The 19,941-nt window shown below is 69.2% G+C and carries 17 protein-coding genes; 10 read left to right on the top strand and 7 right to left on the bottom strand.

Annotation, left to right across the window (positions count from 1 at the left end; all coding sequences use genetic code 11):
- The first annotated feature begins 6 nt into the window (after window positions 1–6).
- Together ACFSVL_RS26310 and ACFSVL_RS26305 are read left to right on the top strand one after the other, a co-directional pair.
- On the top strand, window positions 7–1,791 hold the full coding sequence (locus tag ACFSVL_RS26310; RefSeq protein ID WP_378308223.1) for a DUF3556 domain-containing protein: 1,785 nt from the start codon (window positions 7–9) through the stop codon (window positions 1,789–1,791).
- A complete protein-coding gene (locus tag ACFSVL_RS26305; protein ID WP_378308222.1) occupies window positions 1,788–3,203 on the top strand; it encodes a phytoene desaturase family protein in 1,416 nt (471 codons plus the stop codon). Before ACFSVL_RS26310 ends, ACFSVL_RS26305 begins: the two co-directional genes overlap by 4 nt.
- Window positions 3,204–3,207: 4 nt before the next feature.
- On the opposite strand, the gene ACFSVL_RS26300 is transcribed toward ACFSVL_RS26305, so the two are convergent.
- A complete protein-coding gene (locus tag ACFSVL_RS26300; protein ID WP_378308221.1) occupies window positions 3,208–4,758 on the bottom strand; it encodes an FAD-binding oxidoreductase in 1,551 nt (516 codons plus the stop codon).
- Window positions 4,759–4,826: 68 nt separating this feature from the next.
- Here ACFSVL_RS26300 and ACFSVL_RS26295 point away from each other — a divergent pair, with 68 nt between their 5' ends.
- A complete protein-coding gene (locus ACFSVL_RS26295) occupies window positions 4,827–5,897 on the top strand; it encodes a DUF6670 family protein (protein WP_378308220.1) in 1,071 nt (356 codons plus the stop codon).
- Here ACFSVL_RS26295 and ACFSVL_RS26290 read toward each other — a convergent pair.
- Window positions 5,878–6,471, bottom strand: coding sequence for a TetR/AcrR family transcriptional regulator (locus tag ACFSVL_RS26290; RefSeq protein ID WP_378308219.1), 594 nt, complete (start codon window positions 6,469–6,471; stop codon window positions 5,878–5,880). The two genes, ACFSVL_RS26295 and ACFSVL_RS26290, sit on opposite strands and share 20 nt — an antisense overlap.
- A gap of 107 nt (window positions 6,472–6,578) precedes the next feature.
- On the opposite strand from ACFSVL_RS26290, the gene ACFSVL_RS26285 reads away from it, so the two are divergent.
- The gene (locus tag ACFSVL_RS26285) at window positions 6,579–7,445 is read left to right on the top strand and encodes an alpha/beta fold hydrolase (protein WP_378308218.1); all 867 of its coding nucleotides are present in this window, start codon (window positions 6,579–6,581) and stop codon (window positions 7,443–7,445) included.
- A 539-nt stretch (window positions 7,446–7,984) separates the two neighbouring features.
- Window positions 7,985–9,415, top strand: coding sequence for an APC family permease (locus ACFSVL_RS26280; protein WP_378308217.1), 1,431 nt, complete (start codon window positions 7,985–7,987; stop codon window positions 9,413–9,415).
- A 13-nt stretch (window positions 9,416–9,428) separates the two neighbouring features.
- Here the strand turns inward: ACFSVL_RS26280 and ACFSVL_RS26275 are convergent, their stop codons facing one another.
- Entirely contained in the window at window positions 9,429–9,659 is a 231-nt protein-coding gene (locus ACFSVL_RS26275; protein WP_378308216.1) for a hypothetical protein, read from the bottom strand.
- A gap of 172 nt (window positions 9,660–9,831) precedes the next feature.
- Between ACFSVL_RS26275 and ACFSVL_RS26270 the strand changes: the two genes are divergently transcribed.
- The 4 genes from ACFSVL_RS26270 to ACFSVL_RS26255 all read left to right on the top strand — a co-directional run bounded on the left by ACFSVL_RS26270 (window position 9,832) and on the right by ACFSVL_RS26255 (window position 13,882).
- A complete protein-coding gene (locus ACFSVL_RS26270; RefSeq protein WP_378308215.1) occupies window positions 9,832–11,010 on the top strand; it encodes a sensor histidine kinase in 1,179 nt (392 codons plus the stop codon).
- Window positions 11,011–11,676 (top strand): response regulator transcription factor, encoded by a 666-nt coding sequence (locus ACFSVL_RS26265; RefSeq protein WP_378308214.1) that lies wholly within the window; start codon window positions 11,011–11,013, stop codon window positions 11,674–11,676.
- A gap of 320 nt (window positions 11,677–11,996) precedes the next feature.
- On the top strand, window positions 11,997–12,419 hold the full coding sequence (locus ACFSVL_RS26260) for a Fur family transcriptional regulator (protein WP_378308213.1): 423 nt from the start codon (window positions 11,997–11,999) through the stop codon (window positions 12,417–12,419).
- Window positions 12,416–13,882 (top strand): catalase, encoded by a 1,467-nt coding sequence (locus tag ACFSVL_RS26255; protein ID WP_378308212.1) that lies wholly within the window; start codon window positions 12,416–12,418, stop codon window positions 13,880–13,882. The genes ACFSVL_RS26260 and ACFSVL_RS26255 overlap by 4 nt, the downstream gene beginning before the upstream one ends.
- Window positions 13,883–13,951: 69 nt before the next feature.
- Here ACFSVL_RS26255 and ACFSVL_RS26250 read toward each other — a convergent pair whose 3' ends face one another.
- The 3 genes from ACFSVL_RS26250 to ACFSVL_RS26240 form a co-directional block, all read right to left on the bottom strand.
- Window positions 13,952–14,551 (bottom strand): MarR family winged helix-turn-helix transcriptional regulator, encoded by a 600-nt coding sequence (locus ACFSVL_RS26250; protein WP_378308211.1) that lies wholly within the window; start codon window positions 14,549–14,551, stop codon window positions 13,952–13,954.
- 103 nt (window positions 14,552–14,654) lie between these two features.
- Complete coding sequence (locus ACFSVL_RS26245) at window positions 14,655–16,010, bottom strand: aspartate aminotransferase family protein (protein ID WP_378308210.1); 1,356 nt, start codon at window positions 16,008–16,010, stop codon at window positions 14,655–14,657.
- Between the two features lie 13 nt (window positions 16,011–16,023).
- Complete coding sequence (locus ACFSVL_RS26240; RefSeq protein ID WP_378308209.1) at window positions 16,024–17,526, bottom strand: CoA-acylating methylmalonate-semialdehyde dehydrogenase; 1,503 nt, start codon at window positions 17,524–17,526, stop codon at window positions 16,024–16,026.
- A gap of 121 nt (window positions 17,527–17,647) precedes the next feature.
- On the opposite strand from ACFSVL_RS26240, the gene ACFSVL_RS26235 reads away from it, so the two are divergent.
- The gene (locus ACFSVL_RS26235) at window positions 17,648–19,201 is read left to right on the top strand and encodes a PucR family transcriptional regulator (protein WP_378308208.1); all 1,554 of its coding nucleotides are present in this window, start codon (window positions 17,648–17,650) and stop codon (window positions 19,199–19,201) included.
- Here ACFSVL_RS26235 and ACFSVL_RS26230 read toward each other — a convergent pair.
- Complete coding sequence (locus ACFSVL_RS26230) at window positions 19,175–19,909, bottom strand: GntR family transcriptional regulator (protein ID WP_378308207.1); 735 nt, start codon at window positions 19,907–19,909, stop codon at window positions 19,175–19,177. The genes ACFSVL_RS26235 and ACFSVL_RS26230 overlap by 27 nt on opposite strands.
- Between the last annotated feature and the right edge of the window lie 32 nt (window positions 19,910–19,941).

Below are 19,941 nucleotides of genomic sequence, written 5' to 3'. Positions count from 1 at the left end.
AGAACAATGGGGTTCAAGACAGGGGACTTTCCCCCGGTCGATCCGGAAACTTTCCTGCGGAAGCCACTGTTTGAACGGACCAAGGCGCTCGCGCTGCACTGGGTCCAGTTCGGCTTCGGCTCGCCCAAGATGATTCCGGCGACGTACGTGGTGAAGCTGCTCTTCCTGTACGTGCTGGCCGGAGTGGCGATTGCCACCGCGACGTCCGGCGTCGGTCCGTTCTGGGACGTCGCCGCGTGGTGGCACGAGCCAGTGGTTTACCAAAAGCTCGTGCTGTGGACGGTATTGCTGGAAGCGGTCGGTGTCGCCGGTTCCTGGGGGCCGATCGCGGGCAAGTTCAAGCCGATGACCGGCGGGATCCTGTTCTGGGCGCGGCCCGGCACGATCCGGCTGCGGCCGTGGAAGCGCGTGCCGTTCACCAAGGGCGACCGCCGGAGCGGCTTCGATGTGCTGCTGTACCTGGCTTTTCTCGCCTCGCTGCTGACCGCGATCGTCCTGCCAGGGGTCCCGGACGCGGCCTTGTCGGCCGCGCTGGCCGGCAACACCTCGGGTCTGGTTCGCCCGGCGTTGCTGATCGCGCCGATCGTGCTGTACGTGCTGAATGGCCTGCGGGACAAGACGATTTTCCTCGCCGCTCGCGGTGAACAGTATCTGCCCGCGCTGGTGTTCTTCGCCTTCCTGCCGTTCGTGAACATGATCATCGCGGCGAAGCTGCTGATCTGCGTCGTGTGGATCGGCGCGGGCGTTTCGAAATTCGGCAAGCACTTCACGAACGTGGTGCCGCCCATGGTGTCCAACAGCCCGTGCGTTCCGTTCAAATGGTTGAAGCGGGCGCATTACCGCGACTTCCCGAACGACATCCGGCCGTCGAAGCTCGCGTCGTTCATGGCGCACGTCGGCGGGACCACGGTGGAAATCATCACGCCGCTGGTGCTGCTGTTCTCCGCCAATCACTGGGTCACGCTCGCCGGGGTCGTGCTGATGGTGGTGTTCCACCTGTTCATCACGTCCACCTTTCCGCTTGCCGTGCCGCTGGAGTGGAACATTCTCTTCGGCTACCTCGCGATCTTCCTGTTCCTCGGCTTCCCGGCGAGCGCTGGATACGGCGTTGGCGACCTGACCCCTGGCTGGCTCGGCGTCGTGATCGCGGCCGCGCTGCTGTTCTTCCCGGTGCTCGGCAACCTGCGGCCGGATCTGGTGTCGTTCCTGCCGTCGATGCGGCAGTACGCGGGCAACTGGGCGTCGGCGCTGTGGGCGTTCGCGCCGGGTGCCGAGGCGAAGCTGAACACGCTGCCGCACCGGCCGGCGAAGAACCAGGTCGACCAGTTGCGGGCGATGGGCTACCCGGCCGAGATCGCGGAAATCACCATGCAGCAGACGATCGCGTGGCGGTCGATGCACAGCCAGGGCCGCGGGCTGTTCTCCGTGCTCGCGAAGACCCTGCCGGATCTTGAGACGCGGACCGTCCGGGAGGCCGAATTCGGGTGCAACTCGATCCTCGGGTTCAATTTCGGCGACGGGCACCTGCACGGCCTCGACTTCGTCACCGCGGTGCAGAAGCGGGTCGGCTTCGCGCCCGGCGAGTGGATCGTGGTGTGGGTCGAGTCGCAGGCCATCCACTCGAAGGTGCAGCATTACCAGGTGATTGACGCGGCGCTGGGGGTGGTCGAGCGCGGGCACTGGACCGTGGCCGACGCGGTGCACGAACAGCCGTGGCTGCCGAACGGCCCGATTCCGCTCACCGTCACCTGGACCGCGAGCCAGGCCAAGACCAGCAGCGTGCCGGCATGACCACGGCGGTGGTGGTCGGCAGCGGACCCAACGGGCTCGCCGCGGCGGCTGTGCTGGCGCGCGCCGGGGTCGACGTGACGGTGCTGGAGGCCGCCGACGAGATCGGCGGCGGCACCCGCACCTACGAGGCGATCGTCCCCGGCCTGCGCCACGACCACTGTTCCGCGACGCATCCGATGGCGGTCGGCTCGCCGGTGCTGACCAGCCTCGGGCTCGAGCGGTACGGCCTGCGCTGGCGGCTGCCGGAGATCGACTGCGTGCACCCGCTCGACGACGGCACGGCCGGAGTCCTGCGGACCTCGGTCGCCGACACCGCCGCCGGACTCGGCCCGGACGAGCGTCGCTGGGCTGCGCTGTTTTCCTCTCCCGCGCAGAACTACGACGCGTTGAGCGAGGACATTCTCGGCCCGCTGCTGCGGCTGCCGAAACATCCGTTGCTGCTGGGCCGGTTCGGTCTGCCGACGCTCGCGCCGGCGACCGTGCTGGCCCGGTACTTCCGCACCGAGCAGGCGCGTGCGCTGTGGCTCGGGGTGGCGGCGCACGCGTTCCGTCCGCTGGACCGGCCGTTGTCGTCGGCGATCGGGCTCGGCATTCTCACCGCTGGGCACCGGCACGGCTGGGCGGTCGCCGAAGGTGGCTCACAGGCGATCAGCGACGCGTTGGCCGCGTTGGTGGCCGACTTCGGCGGGAAGGTCGAGACCGGGGTGGTGGTGCAGTCGGTTTCGCAGCTGCCGCGCGCGGACGTGGTGGTGTGGGATGTCGGGCCTCGTGCACTGGCTTCGGTGCTCGGTGACCGCTTGCCGCCGCGCGTCCGGCGCGCGTACGAGCGGTTCCGCTACGGTCCTGGTGCGTTCAAAGTGGACTTCGCGGTGCAGGACGGAATTCCGTGGCGCTCGCCGGAAGCGCGGGCGGCCGGAACCGTCCACTTGGGAGGGTCGGCGGCGGAAGTCGCTGCCGGCGAGTGGGAAGTCCACAACGGACGGATGCCGGAGCGGCCGTTTGTGTTGCTGGGACAGCAGTATCTGGCCGATCCGTCCCGTTCGGTCGGTGAGGTGCATCCGGTGTGGGCGTACGCGCATGTGCCGCACGGCTACGCCGGCGACGCGACCGATGCGATCACCGCGCAGATCGAACGGTTCGCGCCCGGGTTCCGGGAGCGGGTGATCGGTTCGGTGACTACGTCGTCGGCGGAATTCGCCGCGGGGAACCCGAACTTCGTCGGCGGGAACATCCTCACTGGAGCGAAGGACGTGCGGCAGCTGGTGTTCGGGCCGCGTGCGACCTTGCAGCCGTATGATGTCGGCGTTCCGGGGCACTTCGTGTGTTCCGCGGCCACGCCGCCGGGACCGGGCGCGCACGGGATGTGCGGCAGTCACGCGGCGGCACGGGCGTTGCGGTATCTGCGGCGTTGATGGGCTACCGGAGCAGGACGCCCGGGTTCAGCACGCCCGCCGGGTCTAGCGCGTTCTTCGCCGCGGACAGGGCGGCGGCGAACGGGTCCGGGCGCTGCCGGTCGTACCACGGGCGGTGGTCGCGGCCGACCGAGTGATGGTGGGTGATCGTGCCGCCGTTGGCCAGAAGTGCTTCGGACACCGCGGTTTTCAGCTCGTCCCACTGCGCGACAGTGCTGCCCCAGCGGCCGGTGGCATAGATGCCGTAGTACGGCGCGGGGCCGTCGGGATAGACGTGGGTGAACCGGCAGGTCACCACGCCCGCGCCGCAGATTTCGGCGATCGCCGCGTTCGCGGCCGTCGTGACTGCCTCGTGGAGGGACTCGAACGCGTCCCAGGTACAAGCGGTCTCGAAGGTCTCCACCACCATCGACCGGCGGGCGAGCGCGTCGCGCTGGTACGGCATGCGCAGGAACGACGATCGCCACGTCGAACCGGATTCGCCGCTGCGGGCGGTGACCGTGCCGCCGTGGTCCGCGGTCAGTTCGAGTGCACGGTCCAGCCAGGCGTCCACGGGGTGGTCGGCGGACTCGAAGGCGAGCAGCAGCAAGCCGTCCGTCTGGACGCCGGTGTTGAGAAACGCTTCAGCGGCGTCGAGGAGCCGACAGTTCGCCGGGTACAGACCGGACTGGGCGACTGCCCGGGTCGCTCGTACTGCGTCGGCGTACTTGGTGAAGCTCACCGACGCTTTCGCCTGCCAGCGCGGACGTTCCTGCAGGCGCATCCAGGCTTCGGTGATCACGCCCAGTGCGCCTTCCGAGCCGAGGAACAACCGATCCGGCGACGGTCCGGCCCCCGAACCGGGCAGCCGGCGCGATTCGCTGACGCCCGCCGGAGTCACGACGCGCAGGGATTCGGTGAGGTCGTCGATGTGTGTGGCCAGCGTGGCGAAGTGGCCGCCGGCGCGGGTCGCGAGCCAGCCGCCCAGCGTGGAGTGCGTGAACGACTGGGGATAGTGCCGCAGCGTCAGCCCGTGCGGGCGCAGTTGGTCCTCCAGCGCGGGGCCGTACACCCCGGCCTGGATCCGCGCGGTGCGGCTCGTCCGCTCGATCTCCGCGACCTGGTCGAGGCGTTCGAGATCCATCGACACCGCGGGGGCGGGGAACCGGGGCTCGATGCCGCCGACGACAGAACTTCCGCCGCCGTAAGGGATTACCGGCGTGCCGCTGACCGAGCACCAGTCCAGAAGGTCGAGGACGTCCTGCTCGGTCTCCGGCCGCGCGACGACGTCCGGCACCGCTTCGACCCGCCCTTCCAGGTTCCGCACGACGTCGCGGAACGCCTTGCCGCGCGCGTGCGACAGCCGGTCGACCGGATCGGTCGAGCACAGCCGGGCCAGCGCGGCGGGCGGGCGGAGGTGCGGCCGGGGCACCGGCAGGTCATCCGGTGATGGCGGGGCGTGGTCGGTGAAGTCGTGCGCGGGAAGGAACGCGGACGTGCGGGCGACCAGCGCTTCCGACTCTTCGGTGGTCAGCGCTTCCTCCGTGTCGCCCCAACCCCACCAGGACCGTGTCATCCGACTGCTCCCTTCCGAAGTGACTCTAGAGTAACTTACTCTAGGGTAATAGGCACTGAGGAGGAAAGATGAGCCTGCTGACCGCCGCCGCGCCGTTCGTGGTGAACCGGGTGCTGCCCCGCTTCGACCAGCGGATCGAGGAATCCGCGAAACCGTTCGGCCGGCCTGAGCTGCTGCGGCCGCATCCGGGCTCGCGGACCTGGGCGTGGACGCACTACGGCATCTTCGTGCCGGAGCTGCCCCGGCCGTTCCGCTACCTCAACACCATGACCCTGATCGGCAGCACCGGCGCGGTCTGCTTCGACAACGACTACCTCGCGACCTCGGACGCCCGCCGCACCACGACTGTGCTCTCGTCCACGGCAGCGCCGGGGCACCATCACTACCGGGCCTACGATTCCCGCACCGAATGCCGCTTCGCCGAGGACGGTTCGCGGCTGGAATGGGACTCCGACCTCGCGATCGAAGCGGCGCATCCGTCGTACCAGGTGCACGCGCGTTACGACGGCTTCTCGGCGGACCTGGAGATCACCGCGACCCCGCAGGTGTCGTGGTTTGTGCGCAATCCGGCGTACGACCACTTGAGCCTGCTCGCCACCTTCACCGGCATGATCACCGATGACACCGGTGAGACCGAGATCGGCGGCCTCTGCACGGTCGAGTACGCGCGATCGCTGTCCCCGCAAGCACTTCGTCGTACGCCGTTGCCACTGCGGTTCAAGCTTCCGATCGACTTCTTTACCTACCAGATCATCAATCTGGACGACCGGACTCAGCTGTTGCTCACCGATGTTCGCGCGGCCGGGGCGACTGCGTGCCGTCTCGCGCATTTGCGCACGCTCGACGGTTCCGCGGTGGCGTTCCGGGAGGTCCAGGTCGAGGTTGAGCACCGTGCTGAGCCGGAGGTCGATCCGCGGGGGCGCGAGATGCGGGTGCCGGAGCGGTTTCGCTGGACGGTCCGGGACGGTGCGGATGAGGTGGTCGCGCTGGAGGCCGTTGTGGACAGTCCACTGCGGTATGGCCACGGGCGCGGTTATGTCGGTGCTTACACGTATTCCGGCACTTTTTGGCAGCAGCCGGTATCGGGGACTGGGTATTTCGAGTGGGTCGACTGCGAAGTCAGCCGCGCAGCGAGTTGAGGATCCGGGCGCAGCGCTGGGTGGTGATTTCGGCGGGCTCCTCCGGGTGCTCCAGCCACCAGTTGACGGTGGCGGCGACCGCGCCGTACCAGATGCGGGCGAACAGCGACGCGTCGGCGGGGTCGGCGAAACCGGCTGAGGACAAGGCTTCCTTCGTGCCTTCCGCGCCGAGGGAGGACAGTTTCCGGCGGTAGGAGCGGGCTGCTTCGGCGACCGCGGAGCCTGGCGGGAGGGTGGGGTCCCACAGGACTGCCCAGTCCAGGCGGCGGGGTTCGAGGGTGCGGAAGATGGCCTCCAGCGTGCCTAGCGCGCGGGAGAGGCCGGTGCCGGACTGGGCTTCGGTGACGGCGTCGACCAGCGGGGCCGCGCCGCGGTGCAGGCAGGCCAGGTAGAGGCCGTCCTTGGACTCGAAATAGCCGTATACCAACGGTTTGGAAATTTCCGCCCGGCGGGCGATGGCGGCTACCGAGGCGTGCGCGTAGCCCTGCGTGCCGAACTCCTGGACGGCGGCGTCGAGGATCAGCCGCTCCCGCTCGGGGCGCGGCATTCCCTTGCTGCCTGCCGGATTCGTCACCTGGCCAGCATAGCCGAACGGGTGCGGCGGTGCTGCGGTCCACAATGGACCTAGCGGGGCGATGGTCGGGTAGGCTGCTCTTCTTCATCGGACAGGGGAGGTTCGTTATGCCTGCATACCATCTTGCGACTGACGGTGCGGACATCGTCTATGACGTGCAGAACCAGCCGGTTTCGGACGGGGTCCGGCCGCTCTTGATGATCGGGCAGCCGATGGATGCCAGTGGGTTCAGTGCGCTGGCGCCGTTGTTTCCGGAGCAGACGGTGGTCACCTATGACCCGCGCGGGATCGGGCGTAGTACGCGGTCTGATGGCAGTACGGAGAATCGGCCCGAGGTGCAGGCCGGGGACGTGCATGCGGTGATCGAGGCGCTCGGGGCCGGGCCGGTTGATTTGTTCGCCAGTAGCGGTGGGGCGGTTACCGCGCTGGCGTTGGTGGCGGCTTATCCGGACGATGTCGTGACGCTGGTGGCGCATGAGCCGCCGGTGATTTCGGCGTTGCCGGATGCGGCGGCTGCTGCGCGGGCTTGTGATGCGATGACGGAGGTGTATCTGTCCCGGGGGTGGGGGTATGGGATGGCTGCGTTTATCGCGATGACTAGCTGGGTTGGGGAGTTTACGGAGGAGTTCTTCGGGTTGCCGGTCGCGGAGCCGGGGCAGTTCGGGCTGCCCGCGGAGGATGACGGGCGGCGGGATGATCCGTTGTTGTCTGAGCGGTCGCGGCCGGTGATTGATTATGTGCCGGATGTGGCGGCGTTGAACGCGGCTCGGACGCGGGTTGTGGTGGGGGTGGGGGAGGAGACCGGGGATACGTTTACTGCGCGGACTGCTCGGGGGGTTGCTGCTCAGCTTGGGTCTGGGGTGGTGATGTTTCCCAGTCATCATGGGGGGTTCTTGGGGGAGGGGAGCGGGTATGCGGGGCAGCCGGAGGCGTTTGCTCGTCGCCTGGCGGCGAGCTTGCAGGCGGGTGGTTGAGGGGCACCCCGAAGCTCGATTGTGACTACGGTCTGCGGGTGCTTGTCAAGGCGGGAAAGATGCCTTGACAAGCACCCTCAGACCGCGTTTTGGCTTCGTATCGGGGTGCGGGGGTGGTGTGGGTGCCTCGCTGGGTGGGTGCATCGGCGGCGGTTGGTGGCGGGGCGGGGCTAGCGCCCCAATGTGGCATTGGGTGCATCTGACGCAACCAACGCCACATTGGGTGCATGCGACGCACCCAATGCCACATTGGGGCGATCCCGGCGGGCGGGCGGCGAAGGTCCGTGAAGGACTCCTTGAGGGAATCTAAGTCCGTGAAGGGGCCCCTCACGGACTTCGCCGGTGCCAGTGGGACGTGAGGGGAACCCTGAGGGAATCTGGGGCTGTGAAGGTGGCCCTCACGGAACTTGCCTCGGCGAGGGCGGGGGTGCGCGGATTGCCAAGACCTCTGCCTGCGACGACAAGGGGCGAGGCCGCCTCGGCTAGCACACTGGGACGCCTCGGGGCAGGAGCGCCCGGAGCGGATCGGGAGGGCATTGATGCCACAGCAGTCGTCGCCGGAGGCTGTCGAAGGGCGGCTTCGCGCTAATGCGCTCGGTACGGGCGGGATCGCGTTCCTCGTGCTCGCCGCCGTCGCGCCGTTGACTGGCATGGTCGTGATCGCGGGGCTCGGGATCGCGCTGGGCAATGGCGGCGGGATGCCCGCGTCGTTCCTGATCGCCGGGGTCGTGTTGTTGCTGTTCGGCGTGGGGTATGCGCGGATGAGCCGGTACGTCTCGAACGCGGGTGGCTTCTACGCCTACTTGACCGCCGCGCTCGGGCGGCCGGCTGGGTTGTCGGGGGCGTTTGTCGCGTTGGCGGGGTACAACTGCTTCGTCGCGGGGGCCGTGGGGACCTCGGGGGCGTTGACGGGGGGTGTGGTCAACCGGGTCTTTCACCTTGACTTGCCGTGGGAGGTTTGGGCGGGACTGTCGGTGGCCGCCGTTTTCCTGTTGAGCCGGCGTGGGGTGGACGTTTCGGCGAAGGTGCTGGCTGTTTCGCTGATCCTCGAGGTCAGCATTTTGGTGGTGTTCGATGTCGCGGTGCTGGTGCAGTCCGGGTATTCGTTCAGTGCGTTGTCGCCCGCGGTGGTGACGTCCGGGTCGATCGGGCTTGGATTGTTGTTCGCTGCCACGTGTTTTATCGGGTTTGAGGCAACCGCGTTGTTCAGCGAGGAAGCGCGGGATCCGAATCGGTCGGTGCCGCGTGCTACCTATATCGCGGTGATCGCGATTGGGGTGTTCGCGGCGGTGACGTCGCTCGCGTTGGTGAGCTCGATTGGCGTGGAGAACGCGAAATCGGTGGCGCAGGAACATCTTGCGGCTGGCGATCTGTTGCTCGCTACCTCGCAGGACGTTCTTGGCACTGCGCTCACCGACGTCATGCAACTGCTGCTGGTGGTCAGTCTGTTCGCGGCCTTGCTGGCGTTGCACAACTCCGCGAGCCGCTACGTTTACGCGCTCGCCCGGGACGGGGTGCTGCCGAAGGCGTTGGGGCGCACCGTTTCCGGTACGCCCCGTAACGCCAGTGCCGCGCAGATCGGGTTCGCTACCGTGGTCGCGGCGATTTTCGCGGTGCTCGGGCTGGATCCGGTCGCGTTCCTGACGTCGTCGATGACCGGGTTCGGGACGTTGGCGATTCTGGTGCTGCAGGCGATGGCGTCGATCGCGGTGGTGGTGTTCTTCCGGCAGCGGCGTGATCCGCATTGGTGGAGCACGTTCATCGCGCCGGGGCTCGGCGGGGCCGGGCTGATCGCGGTGATCGTGCTGGCGGTGCTGAACTTTCCGACGATGGCCGGGTCCGACGCGGCGTGGATCGGGTTGCTGCCGTGGCTGTTGCCGGTCCTGATCGTCGCGGGGCTTCTGTTCGCGGCCTACCTGCGCAGGCGGCGGCCGGAGACGTATGCGGCGCTCGGGCCGGAGGTGCATTGAGTCCGGAAAGGACTCAGCTGTTCGCCTTGGCCCGGTCGTGCGCCCAGCCGGCGAGCACCATTCCGGCCAGCGTCAGGATCAGCAGCGCGACCAGTTGCCCGCCCCATCCGCCGGGGACCCAGTCGAAGGCTCCCCACAGCTGGCGCGCGTCGTGGTCGAAGAAACTGCGGATCGCGGCCTGCGCGCATACGACGGTGATCACCATGCCGGCGATCTGCACTGCCGAGTAGCCGCCCTTGCTCATCTGCTCTCCTCGAGTTCGTGGTGCACTCAGTGTGACGGCCACGGCCGCCACGGGCATCGGACCTGCGGAGTGAAACGGGGCCGACCAAAGTCGAGGGTTACGACTTTGGTCTAGGGCGCGGTCTGTGCCGCGGGCGGCTGCACGGCCGGGGCGGATCGGCGAAGATGGGCGGGTGATCGTCGCGCAGGCCAAGCTCAAGGCGTGGCAGCAGGGGTGGCGGCTGGTCGTGGCCGCGCTGCTCGGCGTGTTCGCCTGGCTGGCAGTCGCCGCGCAGCTGCCGGAGGGATCCGAGGACCCGCGGATCGGGTGGCTGATCTTCGGCGACCCGATCATCGGCCTCGGCTGCCTCGTCGTGTCCCTGTGGCGGCGGAAGTATCCGCTCTCGATCGCGACGGGAGTGGTGACCGTCTCGGCGGTGTCGACGTCCGCCGGGGGTGCCGCGCTGCTCGTGCTCGGCTCGCTCGCGACCCGGCGTCGTCCGCTTGAGATCACGTTCATCGGGTTCGCGTGCGTCGCGACCGCGGCGATCACCGAAGAGCTCTACCCGCGCGGCGAGGACCCGGACCCGTGGTGGTTGTCGCTTTCGTTCATCGTGCTGATCACCGGCATCGTCGTCGCGATCGGGGCGGCGATCGGGGCGCGGCGCGAGGAGCTGCAGTCGCTGCGGGACCGGGCGGAGAGCGCCGAACGCGAGCAGGTCGCGCGGGCGGCGGAGGCGCGGATTGTCGAACGGCACCGGATCGCGCGCGAGATGCACGACGTCCTCGCGCATCGGGTTTCGCTGGTCGCGATGCAGGCAGGGGTGCTCGGGCATCGCACTGACCTGCCGGCTGATCAGGTGTCGCTGCTGGCCAAGGGGATCGCCGACGGCGCGCATCAGGCGCTGGAGGAGCTGCGGGAGGTGCTCGGGGTGCTGCGGGCCAGCCCGGGCGGGCTTGAGCCGCCGCAGCCGTCGCTCGCGAATCTGCCCGCGCTGGTCGCCGATGCCCGGGCGCTCGGCGTCCACGTCGAATACACCCCGGATTCCGTCGGCACCCCGCCGGATCTGCTCGCGCGGACGGTGTACCGGATTGTCCAGGAAGGACTGACCAATGCCGGGAAACACGCCCCCGGCGCCGAGGTGCGCGTTACCGTCACCGGTGGGGAGGGCGACGGGCTCCGGGTGACCGTGCGGGATTCCGGCGCGGCGCGGGGTACGGCACCGCCGCCGTCGGCCGGGTTCGGCTTGCTGGGCCTGTCCGAACGGGTGGAGCTGGCGGGTGGTGAACTTGACCATCACGCGGACCCGGACGGCGGGTTCGTGCTGACCGCGTGGCTGCCGTGGCCTGCCCGCGGCGAAGGGAGCGAGTGAGTGGACCGGGTGCGGGTCGTGATCGTCGACGACGATCAGCTGGTGCGGATGTCGTTGCGGCTCATGCTCGACGGCGAAGCCGACCTGGAGGTCGCCGGCGAGGCCGCGGACGGCGACGCCGCGATCACCGAGGTCCGCCGGCTGCGCCCGGACGTCGTGCTGATGGACGTGCGGATGCCCGGCCGCGACGGGCTGAGCGCGACCGAAGCCATCCTCGGCTGGCCGGATCCGCCGCGCATCCTGGTGCTGACCACCTTCGACTCCGACGAGATGGTGCTCGGCGCGCTGCGGGCAGGCGCGCTCGGGTTCGTGCTCAAGGACACCCCGCCGCCGGACATCCTGGCCGCGGTGCGCTCGGTCGCCGACGGGAATCCCGCGCTCTCCCCGGCGGCCACCAGCCGGTTGATCAGCGCGGCGATGGGCCCGCAGTCGTCGGAGACCCGGCGCGCGGCACGGGAGACGGCGCGTGCCCGGCTGTCCGCGTTGACCGAGCGCGAGCGGGACACCGCGCGGGCGATCGCAGACGGGTTGTCGAACGCCGAGGTCGGGGCGCGGCTGCACATCAGCGTGGCGACGGTGAAGGCGCATACGAGCAGCCTGTTCGCGAAGCTGGGCGTGGTGAACCGGGTGCAGATCGCGCTGGTGGTGCGCGACAGCGAGGACTGACCGGAAATCCTCAGCGCCATCCAGTTTTGACGAAGGTATTCGAAAACAAGTGCGCATTCGTCGACGGAATGCGAATCAAGTGGGCCAATTGGCGCACCGAGAATAACGCGGCGGCATTTTAAGCTGTTTGTCGGAGTGAACCGTCTCCGTGCTTCGGTACGATCTTGTCGCCGAAGTCCGCCCAGGGGAACCCCTTCGGGTGCTTTTCTGGAATCGATCCGGATTTCCCTTGTGCCGCCGCGGACGGCCTGCCACACTACCGCTAGGAGTCCTAACTAGTTGCCTGGCTGGTTCTCCGTGCCGGGGTGGGAGGAACCGTCGTGCAGGCTGCGGATGCGGTCGCCGCGCTCCGCGGTGTTTCGCTGCGGATCACCAAACAGCGGATCGCGGTGCTGGAGGTGCTGGGAAGCAGGCCGCACGCCGGGTTCGAGCACATCCGCGACGAGGTCCGCGGGAAGCTCGGGTCCGTTTCCGCGCAAGCGGTTTACGACGTGCTGGCCGCGCTGCTCGCGGCCGGTCTGGTGCGGAGGCTCGAACTGCCCGGCTCGCGCGCCCGGTTCGAACTGCGCACCGACGATCACGACCACGTCGCGTGCCGGGTGTGCGGGGCGGTGGCGGACGTCGAGCGCGTCGACCTCCCGCCCGCGGAGGAAAACGGCTACCGCATCGACGCGGCCGAGGTGACGTATTGGGGCACCTGCCCGTCCTGTCTGTCCGCACCGCCGAGAAAAGAGGAGCAATGACTTTCGCTGACAACACCGACCCGCTGACCACCGCGGCGGGGGCCCCGGTCGCCGACAACCAGAACAGCCTTACCGCGGGCGCGCGCGGCCCGCTCCTGCTCCAGGACCTCTGGCTGGTGGAGAAGCTCGCGCACTTCGACCGCGAGGTCATCCCGGAACGGCGGATGCACGCCAAGGGGTCCGGTGCTTTCGGCAAGTTCACCGTCACCCACGACATCAGCCGCTACACCAAGGCCGCGCTGTTCAGCAAGGTCGGCAACGAGGTCGAGACGTTCGCGCGGTTCTCCACCGTCGCGGGCGAACGCGGCGCGGCGGACGCCGAACGCGACATCCGCGGGTTCGCCGTCCGCTTCTACACCTCGCAGGGCAACTGGGACGTGGTCGGCAACAACACGCCGGTCTTCTTCCACCGCGACCCGCTGAAGTTCCCCGACCTGAACCACGCGGTGAAGCGCGACCCGCGGACGAACCTGCGCAGCCCGGAGAACAACTGGGGCTTCTGGACGAACCTGCCCGAGGCGCTGCACCAGGTCACCATCGTGATGAGCGACCGCGGCATCCCGAAGTCCTACCGGCACATGCACGGCTTCGGCTCGCACACGTTCAGCCTGATCAACGCCGCGGGCGAGCGGCACTGGGTCAAGTTCCACTTCCGCACGAAGCAGGGGATCGAGAATCTCACCGACGCGGACGCGACCGAGCTGATCGGCCAGGACCGCGAATCGCACCAGCGCGACCTGTACGAGGCGATCGAACAGGGCGACTATCCTAAGTGGACGCTGTACGTGCAGGTGATGCCCGAGGCGGACGCGGCGACGTACCGGTTCCACCCGTTCGACCTCACGAAGGTGTGGAGCAAGAAGGACTATCCGCTCATCGAGGTGGGCGAGCTGGAGCTGAACCGCAACCCGGAGAACTACTTCGCCGACGTCGAGCAGGCCGCGTTCACCCCGGCCAACCTGGTGCCGGGGATCTCGGTCAGCCCGGACAAGATGCTGCAGGGCAGGCTCTTCTCCTACGGCGACGCGACCCGCTACCGGCTCGGCGTGAACCACCACCAGATCCCGGTCAACTGCCCGCACGCGGCGACGCTGGTGAACAGCTACCACCGCGACGGAGCGATGCGCGTGGACGGCAACAAGGGCGGGGTGCCGGGCGTGCAGCCGAACACCTACGGACGGTGGGCCGAGCAGCCGCAGTACGCCGAGCCCGCGGAGGCGGCGGGCGCGGTCGCGGACCGGTTCGACTTCCGCGAGGACGACGACAACTACTTCGAGCAGCCCGGCAACCTCTTCCGGCTGATGACCGAGGACGAGCGGCAGCGGCTGTTCGAGAACACGGCGCGGGCGATCAAGGGCGCTCGCAAGGAGACGGTCGAACTGCACATCGAGAACTGCGGCAAGGCAGACCCGGCTTACGGCGCGGGAGTGCGGAAGGCGTGCGAGGAGATCGGGGCGCTGTGACGCTGGTCTAGCTGTCCGTGAGGGGAACCCTGAGGGAATCTGATTCCCTCAGGGTTCCCCTCACGGACGTCAGGCGGTCGCTTGCTCGTGTTCGGGGCAGTCGGTGCGCAAGTCGGTCAGCGCCAAGGGCTGTCGCAGCAGGTGGCAGTGATGGGGCGCGCGAGGGTCCGGGTGGGTGTCCGGGCCGAAGAACCGGCAGGTCGTGCACACCCGGGCCACGCTGATCGCCCCGGTGGCCTGCAGGTCCGCGATCACCCGCAACAGCGTGTGCAGCGTCGTGGCCCGGTCCGCCTCCGGACGGGCGGCCAGCGAGCGCACCAGCTGCTCGTCCCAGTCCGCCAGTTCGGCGGCGACCTCGTGGCCGCGGTCGGTCAGGGTGAGCAGGCGGCGGCGTCCGTCCGAGCCCGGTGAGCGGGTGAGGAGCTCCTTGCGTTCCAGCGCGCTGACCGCGTCGGACATCGTCGGGGTGGTCACGTCGAACGCGGCGGCCAGCGCGTTCACCTCGCGCCGGGCCGCGGGTTGCCGGGCAAGGGACAGCACGGCTTGCTGCTGTAACGGCGAAAGGCCCTGCGTGCGGGCGCTGTGCTGGGACAGCGAACGGAGGCCGTTGCCGAGCCGTTCGATGGCGTCGGCCAGCCGCCGGTCGAGGCTGGGTTCGGGCTCGGGCATGCGCACCGCCTCGCGGCTAGGACTCCTTCCGATCCATGATAATCGACGGCACGGAAGAAGGCCGGGACACGGCTGGTCCCGGCCTCCTCCCTCGCCAGTTGGCTCAGACGAGCTTCTGCGCTTCGAGCAGCGCGTCCCGCAGGATCTGCTCCATTTCGTCGAATTCCGCCTGCCCCGCGATCAGCGGCGGCGCGAACTGGACGACCACGTCGCCCCGGTCGTCCGGGCGGCAGTAGAGGCCGCGGTCGAACAGCGCGCCGGGCAGGAAGCCGCGGACGAGGCGTTCCCGCTCCTCGGCGTTGAACGTCTCCCTGGTCGCCTTGTCCTTGACCAGTTCCACCGCCCAGAAGTAGCCGTCGCCGCGGACGTCGCCGACGATCGGCAGGTCCAGCAGCTTGCCCAGGGTCGCCTCGAACGCGTCCTGGTTGTCCAGTACGCGCTGGTTGAGGCCCTCCCGCTCCATCAGGTCGAGGTTCGCGAGCGCGACCGCGGCCGACACCGGGTGCCCGCCGAAGGTGTACCCGTGCGGGAAGCCGACCCCTTGCCTGAGGAACGGCTCCATTACGCGGTCCGACGCGATCAGCGCGGCGATCGGGCTGTAGCCGGAGCTGAGGCCCTTCGCGCAGGTCAGCAGGTCCGGCTGGAGGCCGAACTTCTCGCTGGCGAACGTCGCGCCGTGCCTGCCGAACGCGCAGATCACCTCGTCGGCGACCAGGAGCACGTCGTGCCGGTCGCAGATTTCCCGCACCCGCTCGAAGTATCCGGGCGGCGGCGTGAGGCAGCCGCCGGAGTTCTGCACCGGTTCGAGCACGACCGCGGCGACCGTGTCCGCGCCCTCGAACAGGATCGCCTCCTCGATCCGGTCCGCGGCCCAGCGGCCGAACGCTTCGAGGTCGCCGGCGAACTCCGGATGCCGGTACAGGTTGGTGTTCGGCACGCGGAAACCGCCCGGCGCGAGCGGTTCGAAGTCCTTCTTCATCGCGGGCAGGCCGGTGATCGCGAGCGCGCCGTGCGGGGTGCCGTGGTAGGCCACCGCGCGGCTGATCACCTTGTGCTTGCCGGGTTTCCCGGTCAGCTTGAAGTACTGCTTCGCGACCTTCCACGCGGACTCGACGGCCTCGCCGCCGCCGGTGGTGAAGAAGACGCGGTTGAGGTCGCCGGGCGCGAGGTGGGCGAGCCGTTCGGCCAGCGCCGCGGCGGGTTTCGTGGCATAGCCCCAAATCGGGAAGTACGCCAGCTCGTTCGCCTGCTGCGCGGCGACCTCCACGAGTTCCCGGCGGCCGTGCCCGGCCTGCACGACGAAGAGCCCGGCCAGCCCGTCGAGGATCCGGCGGCCGCGGTCGTCCCACACGTGCACGCCCTCGCCGCGGGTGATCACCGGGACCGGCGAGTCCGGGTAGTTGCCCATGCGGGAGAAGTGCATCCAGAGATGCCGGGCCGCTGCCGACTGCGTGTCCATCGCTGATCCCCTCTCAGACGTTCTGCGGGAAGCCGAGGTCGAGCCCGCCCTGCTCCGGGCCGGGCCAGCGGGTGGTGACGACCTTGGCGCGGGTGAAGAAGTGCACGCCCTCGCCGCCGTGCGCGTGGGTGTCGCCGAACAGCGAGTTCTTCCGGCCGCCGAATGAGTGGTAGGCCACCGGGACCGGCACCGGGACGTTCACGCCGACCATGCCCGCCTCGACGTCGGCGGAGAACCGGCGGGCGGCGCCGCCGTCGTTGGTGAAGATCGCCGCGCCGTTGCCGTACGGTCCGGCGTTGATCAGCTCGATCGCGTCGGCGAACGTCTCCACGCGCACCACCGAAAGCACCGGGCCGAAGATCTCGTCGGTGTAGATCGGCATGTCCGGGCGGACGTGGTCGAACACCGTCGGGCCGACGAAGAAGCCCTCGCCGTCCGCGTCGAACTCGCCCTCGCGGCCGTCCAGCACCAGAGTCGCGCCCGCCTCGGCGCCGGCGGCGATGTAGCCGGACACCCGGTCCTTCGCGGCGGCCGTGACGAGCGGGCCCATGTCGCACGAGCGGGTGCCGTCGCCGGTGACCAGCGTCTTCGCGCGGTCTGCGATGCGCGGGACCAGCGCGTCGGCGACGTCGCCCACCGCGACCACCACGGACACCGCCATGCAGCGTTCGCCCGCGGACCCGAAACCGGCGCTGACGGCTTGGTCGGCGACCAGGTCGAGGTCGGCGTCCGGCAGTACCACCATGTGGTTCTTCGCGCCGCCGAGCGCCTGGACGCGCTTGCCGTTCGCGGTGCCGGTTTCGTAGACGTACTGCGCGATCGGCGTCGAGCCGACGAACGAAACCGCCTCGATGTCCGGGCTGTGCAGGAGCGCGTCGACCGCGGTTTTGTTGCCGTGCAACACGTTGAACACGCCTTCGGGGAGACCGGCTTCGCGCCACAGCTCGGCCAGCCAGTTCGCCGCGGTCGGCACCTTCTCCGACGGCTTCAGCACCACGGTGTTCCCGGCCGCGATCGCGATCGGGAAGAACCACATCGGGACCATGGCGGGGAAGTTGAACGGCGAGATGATCGCGACCGGGCCGAGCGGCTCGCGCAGCGAGGTGACGTCGATGTCGGTCGACGCGTTGGCCGTCGCCGCGCCCTTGAGCAATTGCGGGATCCCGCAGGCGAATTCGACGACCTCCAGGCCACGCGCGACCTCGCCTGCCGCGTCGGAAAGCACCTTGCCGTGTTCGGCGGTGATGATCTTCGCGAGTTCGGGGGCCCGTGCGTCGAGCAGTTCGCGGAACCGGAACAGCACCCGGCTGCGCTTCGCCAGAGAGGTCTTGCGCCAGGCGGGGAACGCGGCCTTCGCGGCGGCGATCGCGGCCTCGGCGTCCGCGGCCGAGCCGAGCGGCACGCGTGCGGTGATCTTTCCGGTCGCCGGGTTCGTGACGTCCCCGTAGCCGTCCGGCGCACCTGCTGCTTCACCGCCGGCGATCCACTGGGACAGCGTCGGCACGGAATCGCTCATCGAGCCACCTTTCTCCTGGTATTCGCCCTCTGAGGGTCCCTCCCCGGCCGGTCCCGGGTAACCGACGAAGCGTCGGTTTGACCCGGCCTTGCTTTACAGATCGTCGGGTTATGCTGACGTCGTGCACCTGACCTTGCGAGACGTCCTCGAACTGCCCGTGATGGCCGCCGGGTCGCCGGTGGTGCGCTCGGCGGCGGACGCGATCGACGTGCCGGTGCGGTCGGTGCACGTGAGCGAGCTGAGCGACGTCGCCGGGACGCTGACCAGCGACGTTCTGGTGCTCTCGATCGGAAGGGCCTTCACCGAGCCGGGCTTCGACGCGGTGGCCTACGTGCGGTCGTTGCGCGACGCCGGAGCGATCGGGCTGGTCGTGGAGCCGGGCCAGCATCTGAAGGCGGTGCCCGACGCCTTGGTGCAGGCCGCGCGTGCCGCCCGGTTTCCGCTGGTGGAGCTGCGCAGCACGGTCCGGTTCATCGAGGTGACAGAGATCGTGCACGCGCGGATCGTCAACGCGCACTACGAGCGGTTGCGGTTGGCCGAGCGTGCGCACGAGGCGTTCAGCACGGTTGGTTCGGCGTCGCAGGCACCGGACGCGGTCCTTGCGCACGCGGCGGACTTGATCGGGTTGCCGGTGGTGCTGGAGGACCGGACGCATCGGGCGCTCGCGTTCGCCGGGGTCGGCTCGGCGGAGGCGCTGCTGCGCGATTGGCCCGCCCGGTCGCGCCGGGTGCCGTTCTCCGCCGCGACCGAGGTGGGCGGTCCGGAGAGCTGGATGTGCACGCCGGTCGGGCCGCCGCGCGAACGCTGGGGCCGGCTGGTCGTGCCCGCGAGGTCGGCGGAGCAGCCGGCGGCGTGGATGGTGCTCGAACGCGCGGCGGAGGCGCTGACCGTCGGGAAGTTGCTGGAACGCTCGCCGCTGTCGGTGGAGATCGAAGCGCAGGGCGATTTGCTGCGGGACCTGCTGCACGGCGCGGACGAGGGTTCGGTTCGCGCACGAGCCCGGGCGCTGGGGCTGGCTTCGGCGGCGTACTACGCGGTGCTGGTGTGCCGTCCGGCGCGGGCGGGGCAGGAGCGGGCGCTGCTGGACGCGGTGCTGACCAGCGACGGGATCGGCGGCGTGCTGGCGGAAGGCCGGGTCGCGGCGGTGTTCCCGTGTTCTTCGGTGGCGGCGGAGAAGGCGTTGCTGGAGCGGGTGGTCGCCGGAGTTCCGACGGGCCTGGCGGCGGCGTTCGGTGCGGCTGGACCGGTTCGGCGGCTCGGGGAATTACCGGCGGCGCTGCAGGAGGCGGTGCACGTCGTGGACGTCGAATCGCCTGGCACGCCTGGACTTCGGCGGGCTGGCGACTTGGGCGTGCGCGGATTGTTGTGGTGGCTGAGGGAACATCCTCGGCTGCACGAGTTCACGGAGGCGCAGCTGCGGCCGTTGCTGACGCTGCCGGAACCGCGTGCCAGCCGGGCGTTCGCGACGTTGCGGGCGTTTGTCGAGTCGGGGTATTCGATGACGGAGTTCGCGAAGGCGTTGAACCTGAGCCGTCCGGCGGCGTATTCGCGGTTGGCGACGATTGAGCGGGCGCTCGGAGTTGATCTGTCCAATCCGGACACTCGGCTTTCTTTGCACCTGGCCGTTTTGGCGCACGGCCACCGCGATTCAGCTTCCGGTACCCCAGCGCAGTGAGAGCCGGTCGGCGGCGCGTTCGGTGCTGATGTGCATCATGCTGCCGAGAATGGTCGCACGGTCGATGACGACAATGGTGCCGTCTGGGGTGCTGGTGGTGCGTTCGCTAACCAGGACCGGGGTGTTGACGGGTTCGTCGAGGAGGCGGGCGAGCTTGTCGTCGAGGGCGTCCGGGCGGATGGTCTCGGCGGCTCGGTCCACCGTTACGTCCAGTTCGGACAGTGCGGTGTAGAGCGAGACTGTGGTGAAATCGGTGTCCCGCAAGCGTTCCCCGTGCGGGGGAGCGACCCAGGACACCTGGTGGATCGCCCGGCGGCCGCCGAACTCGCGCACCCGTTCCAGGCGCAGGCCGGAATCGGTGGCCCGCGCCTGCAGCCGCGCCGCGACGCGGGCCGGCAGCCGTCGTACCGCTTGGCTGACGACTTCGGTGCGCACGACGTAACCCTGATCGCGCAGGTCCTCGGTGAAGCTGCGCAAAGAGCCCAGCTGGTACGAGGCCGGCGTTGGCGCCACGAAGGTGCCGCGGCCGGGTTGTTGCACGATCAGGGCTTCGTCGCTGAGTTCGCGCAGCGCCTGGCGGAGCGTCATGAGCGTGACGCCGTAGGACGCGCTGAGTTCCCGTTGCGGCGGCAAGGCCTCGCCGGGCGCGTACTCCCCGGCGCGGATCTTCGCGGCGAGATCCGCGGCGATCGCTCGGTATCGGGCCATGCGCGTCCGTTCTGGTCCGGTTCGGGTAGACC

It is taken from the genome of Amycolatopsis silviterrae (genome assembly GCF_042684085.1).
Taxonomy (GTDB): domain Bacteria; phylum Actinomycetota; class Actinomycetes; order Mycobacteriales; family Pseudonocardiaceae; genus Amycolatopsis; species Amycolatopsis silviterrae.
This window is presented reverse-complemented; position numbering and strand designations above follow the sequence as displayed.

What these genes read in the sequence shown, in the direction of transcription:
- ACFSVL_RS26310 (WP_378308223.1), top strand. Translation starts at nt 7, where the DNA reads ATGGGGTTCAAGACAGGGGACTTTCCCCCGGTCGATCCGGAAACTTTC.
- ACFSVL_RS26305 (WP_378308222.1), top strand. Translation starts at nt 1,788, where the DNA reads ATGACCACGGCGGTGGTGGTCGGCAGCGGACCCAACGGGCTCGCCGCG.
- ACFSVL_RS26300 (WP_378308221.1), bottom strand. Translation starts at nt 4,758, where the DNA reads ATGACACGGTCCTGGTGGGGTTGGGGCGACACGGAGGAAGCGCTGACC.
- ACFSVL_RS26295 (WP_378308220.1), top strand. Translation starts at nt 4,827, where the DNA reads ATGAGCCTGCTGACCGCCGCCGCGCCGTTCGTGGTGAACCGGGTGCTG.
- ACFSVL_RS26285 (WP_378308218.1), top strand. Translation starts at nt 6,579, where the DNA reads ATGCCTGCATACCATCTTGCGACTGACGGTGCGGACATCGTCTATGAC.
- ACFSVL_RS26280 (WP_378308217.1), top strand. Translation starts at nt 7,985, where the DNA reads ATGCCACAGCAGTCGTCGCCGGAGGCTGTCGAAGGGCGGCTTCGCGCT.
- ACFSVL_RS26275 (WP_378308216.1), bottom strand. Translation starts at nt 9,659, where the DNA reads ATGAGCAAGGGCGGCTACTCGGCAGTGCAGATCGCCGGCATGGTGATC.
- ACFSVL_RS26255 (WP_378308212.1), top strand. Translation starts at nt 12,416, where the DNA reads ATGACTTTCGCTGACAACACCGACCCGCTGACCACCGCGGCGGGGGCC.
- ACFSVL_RS26250 (WP_378308211.1), bottom strand. Translation starts at nt 14,551, where the DNA reads ATGCCCGAGCCCGAACCCAGCCTCGACCGGCGGCTGGCCGACGCCATC.
- ACFSVL_RS26245 (WP_378308210.1), bottom strand. Translation starts at nt 16,010, where the DNA reads ATGGACACGCAGTCGGCAGCGGCCCGGCATCTCTGGATGCACTTCTCC.
- ACFSVL_RS26240 (WP_378308209.1), bottom strand. Translation starts at nt 17,526, where the DNA reads ATGAGCGATTCCGTGCCGACGCTGTCCCAGTGGATCGCCGGCGGTGAA.
- ACFSVL_RS26230 (WP_378308207.1), bottom strand. Translation starts at nt 19,909, where the DNA reads ATGGCCCGATACCGAGCGATCGCCGCGGATCTCGCCGCGAAGATCCGC.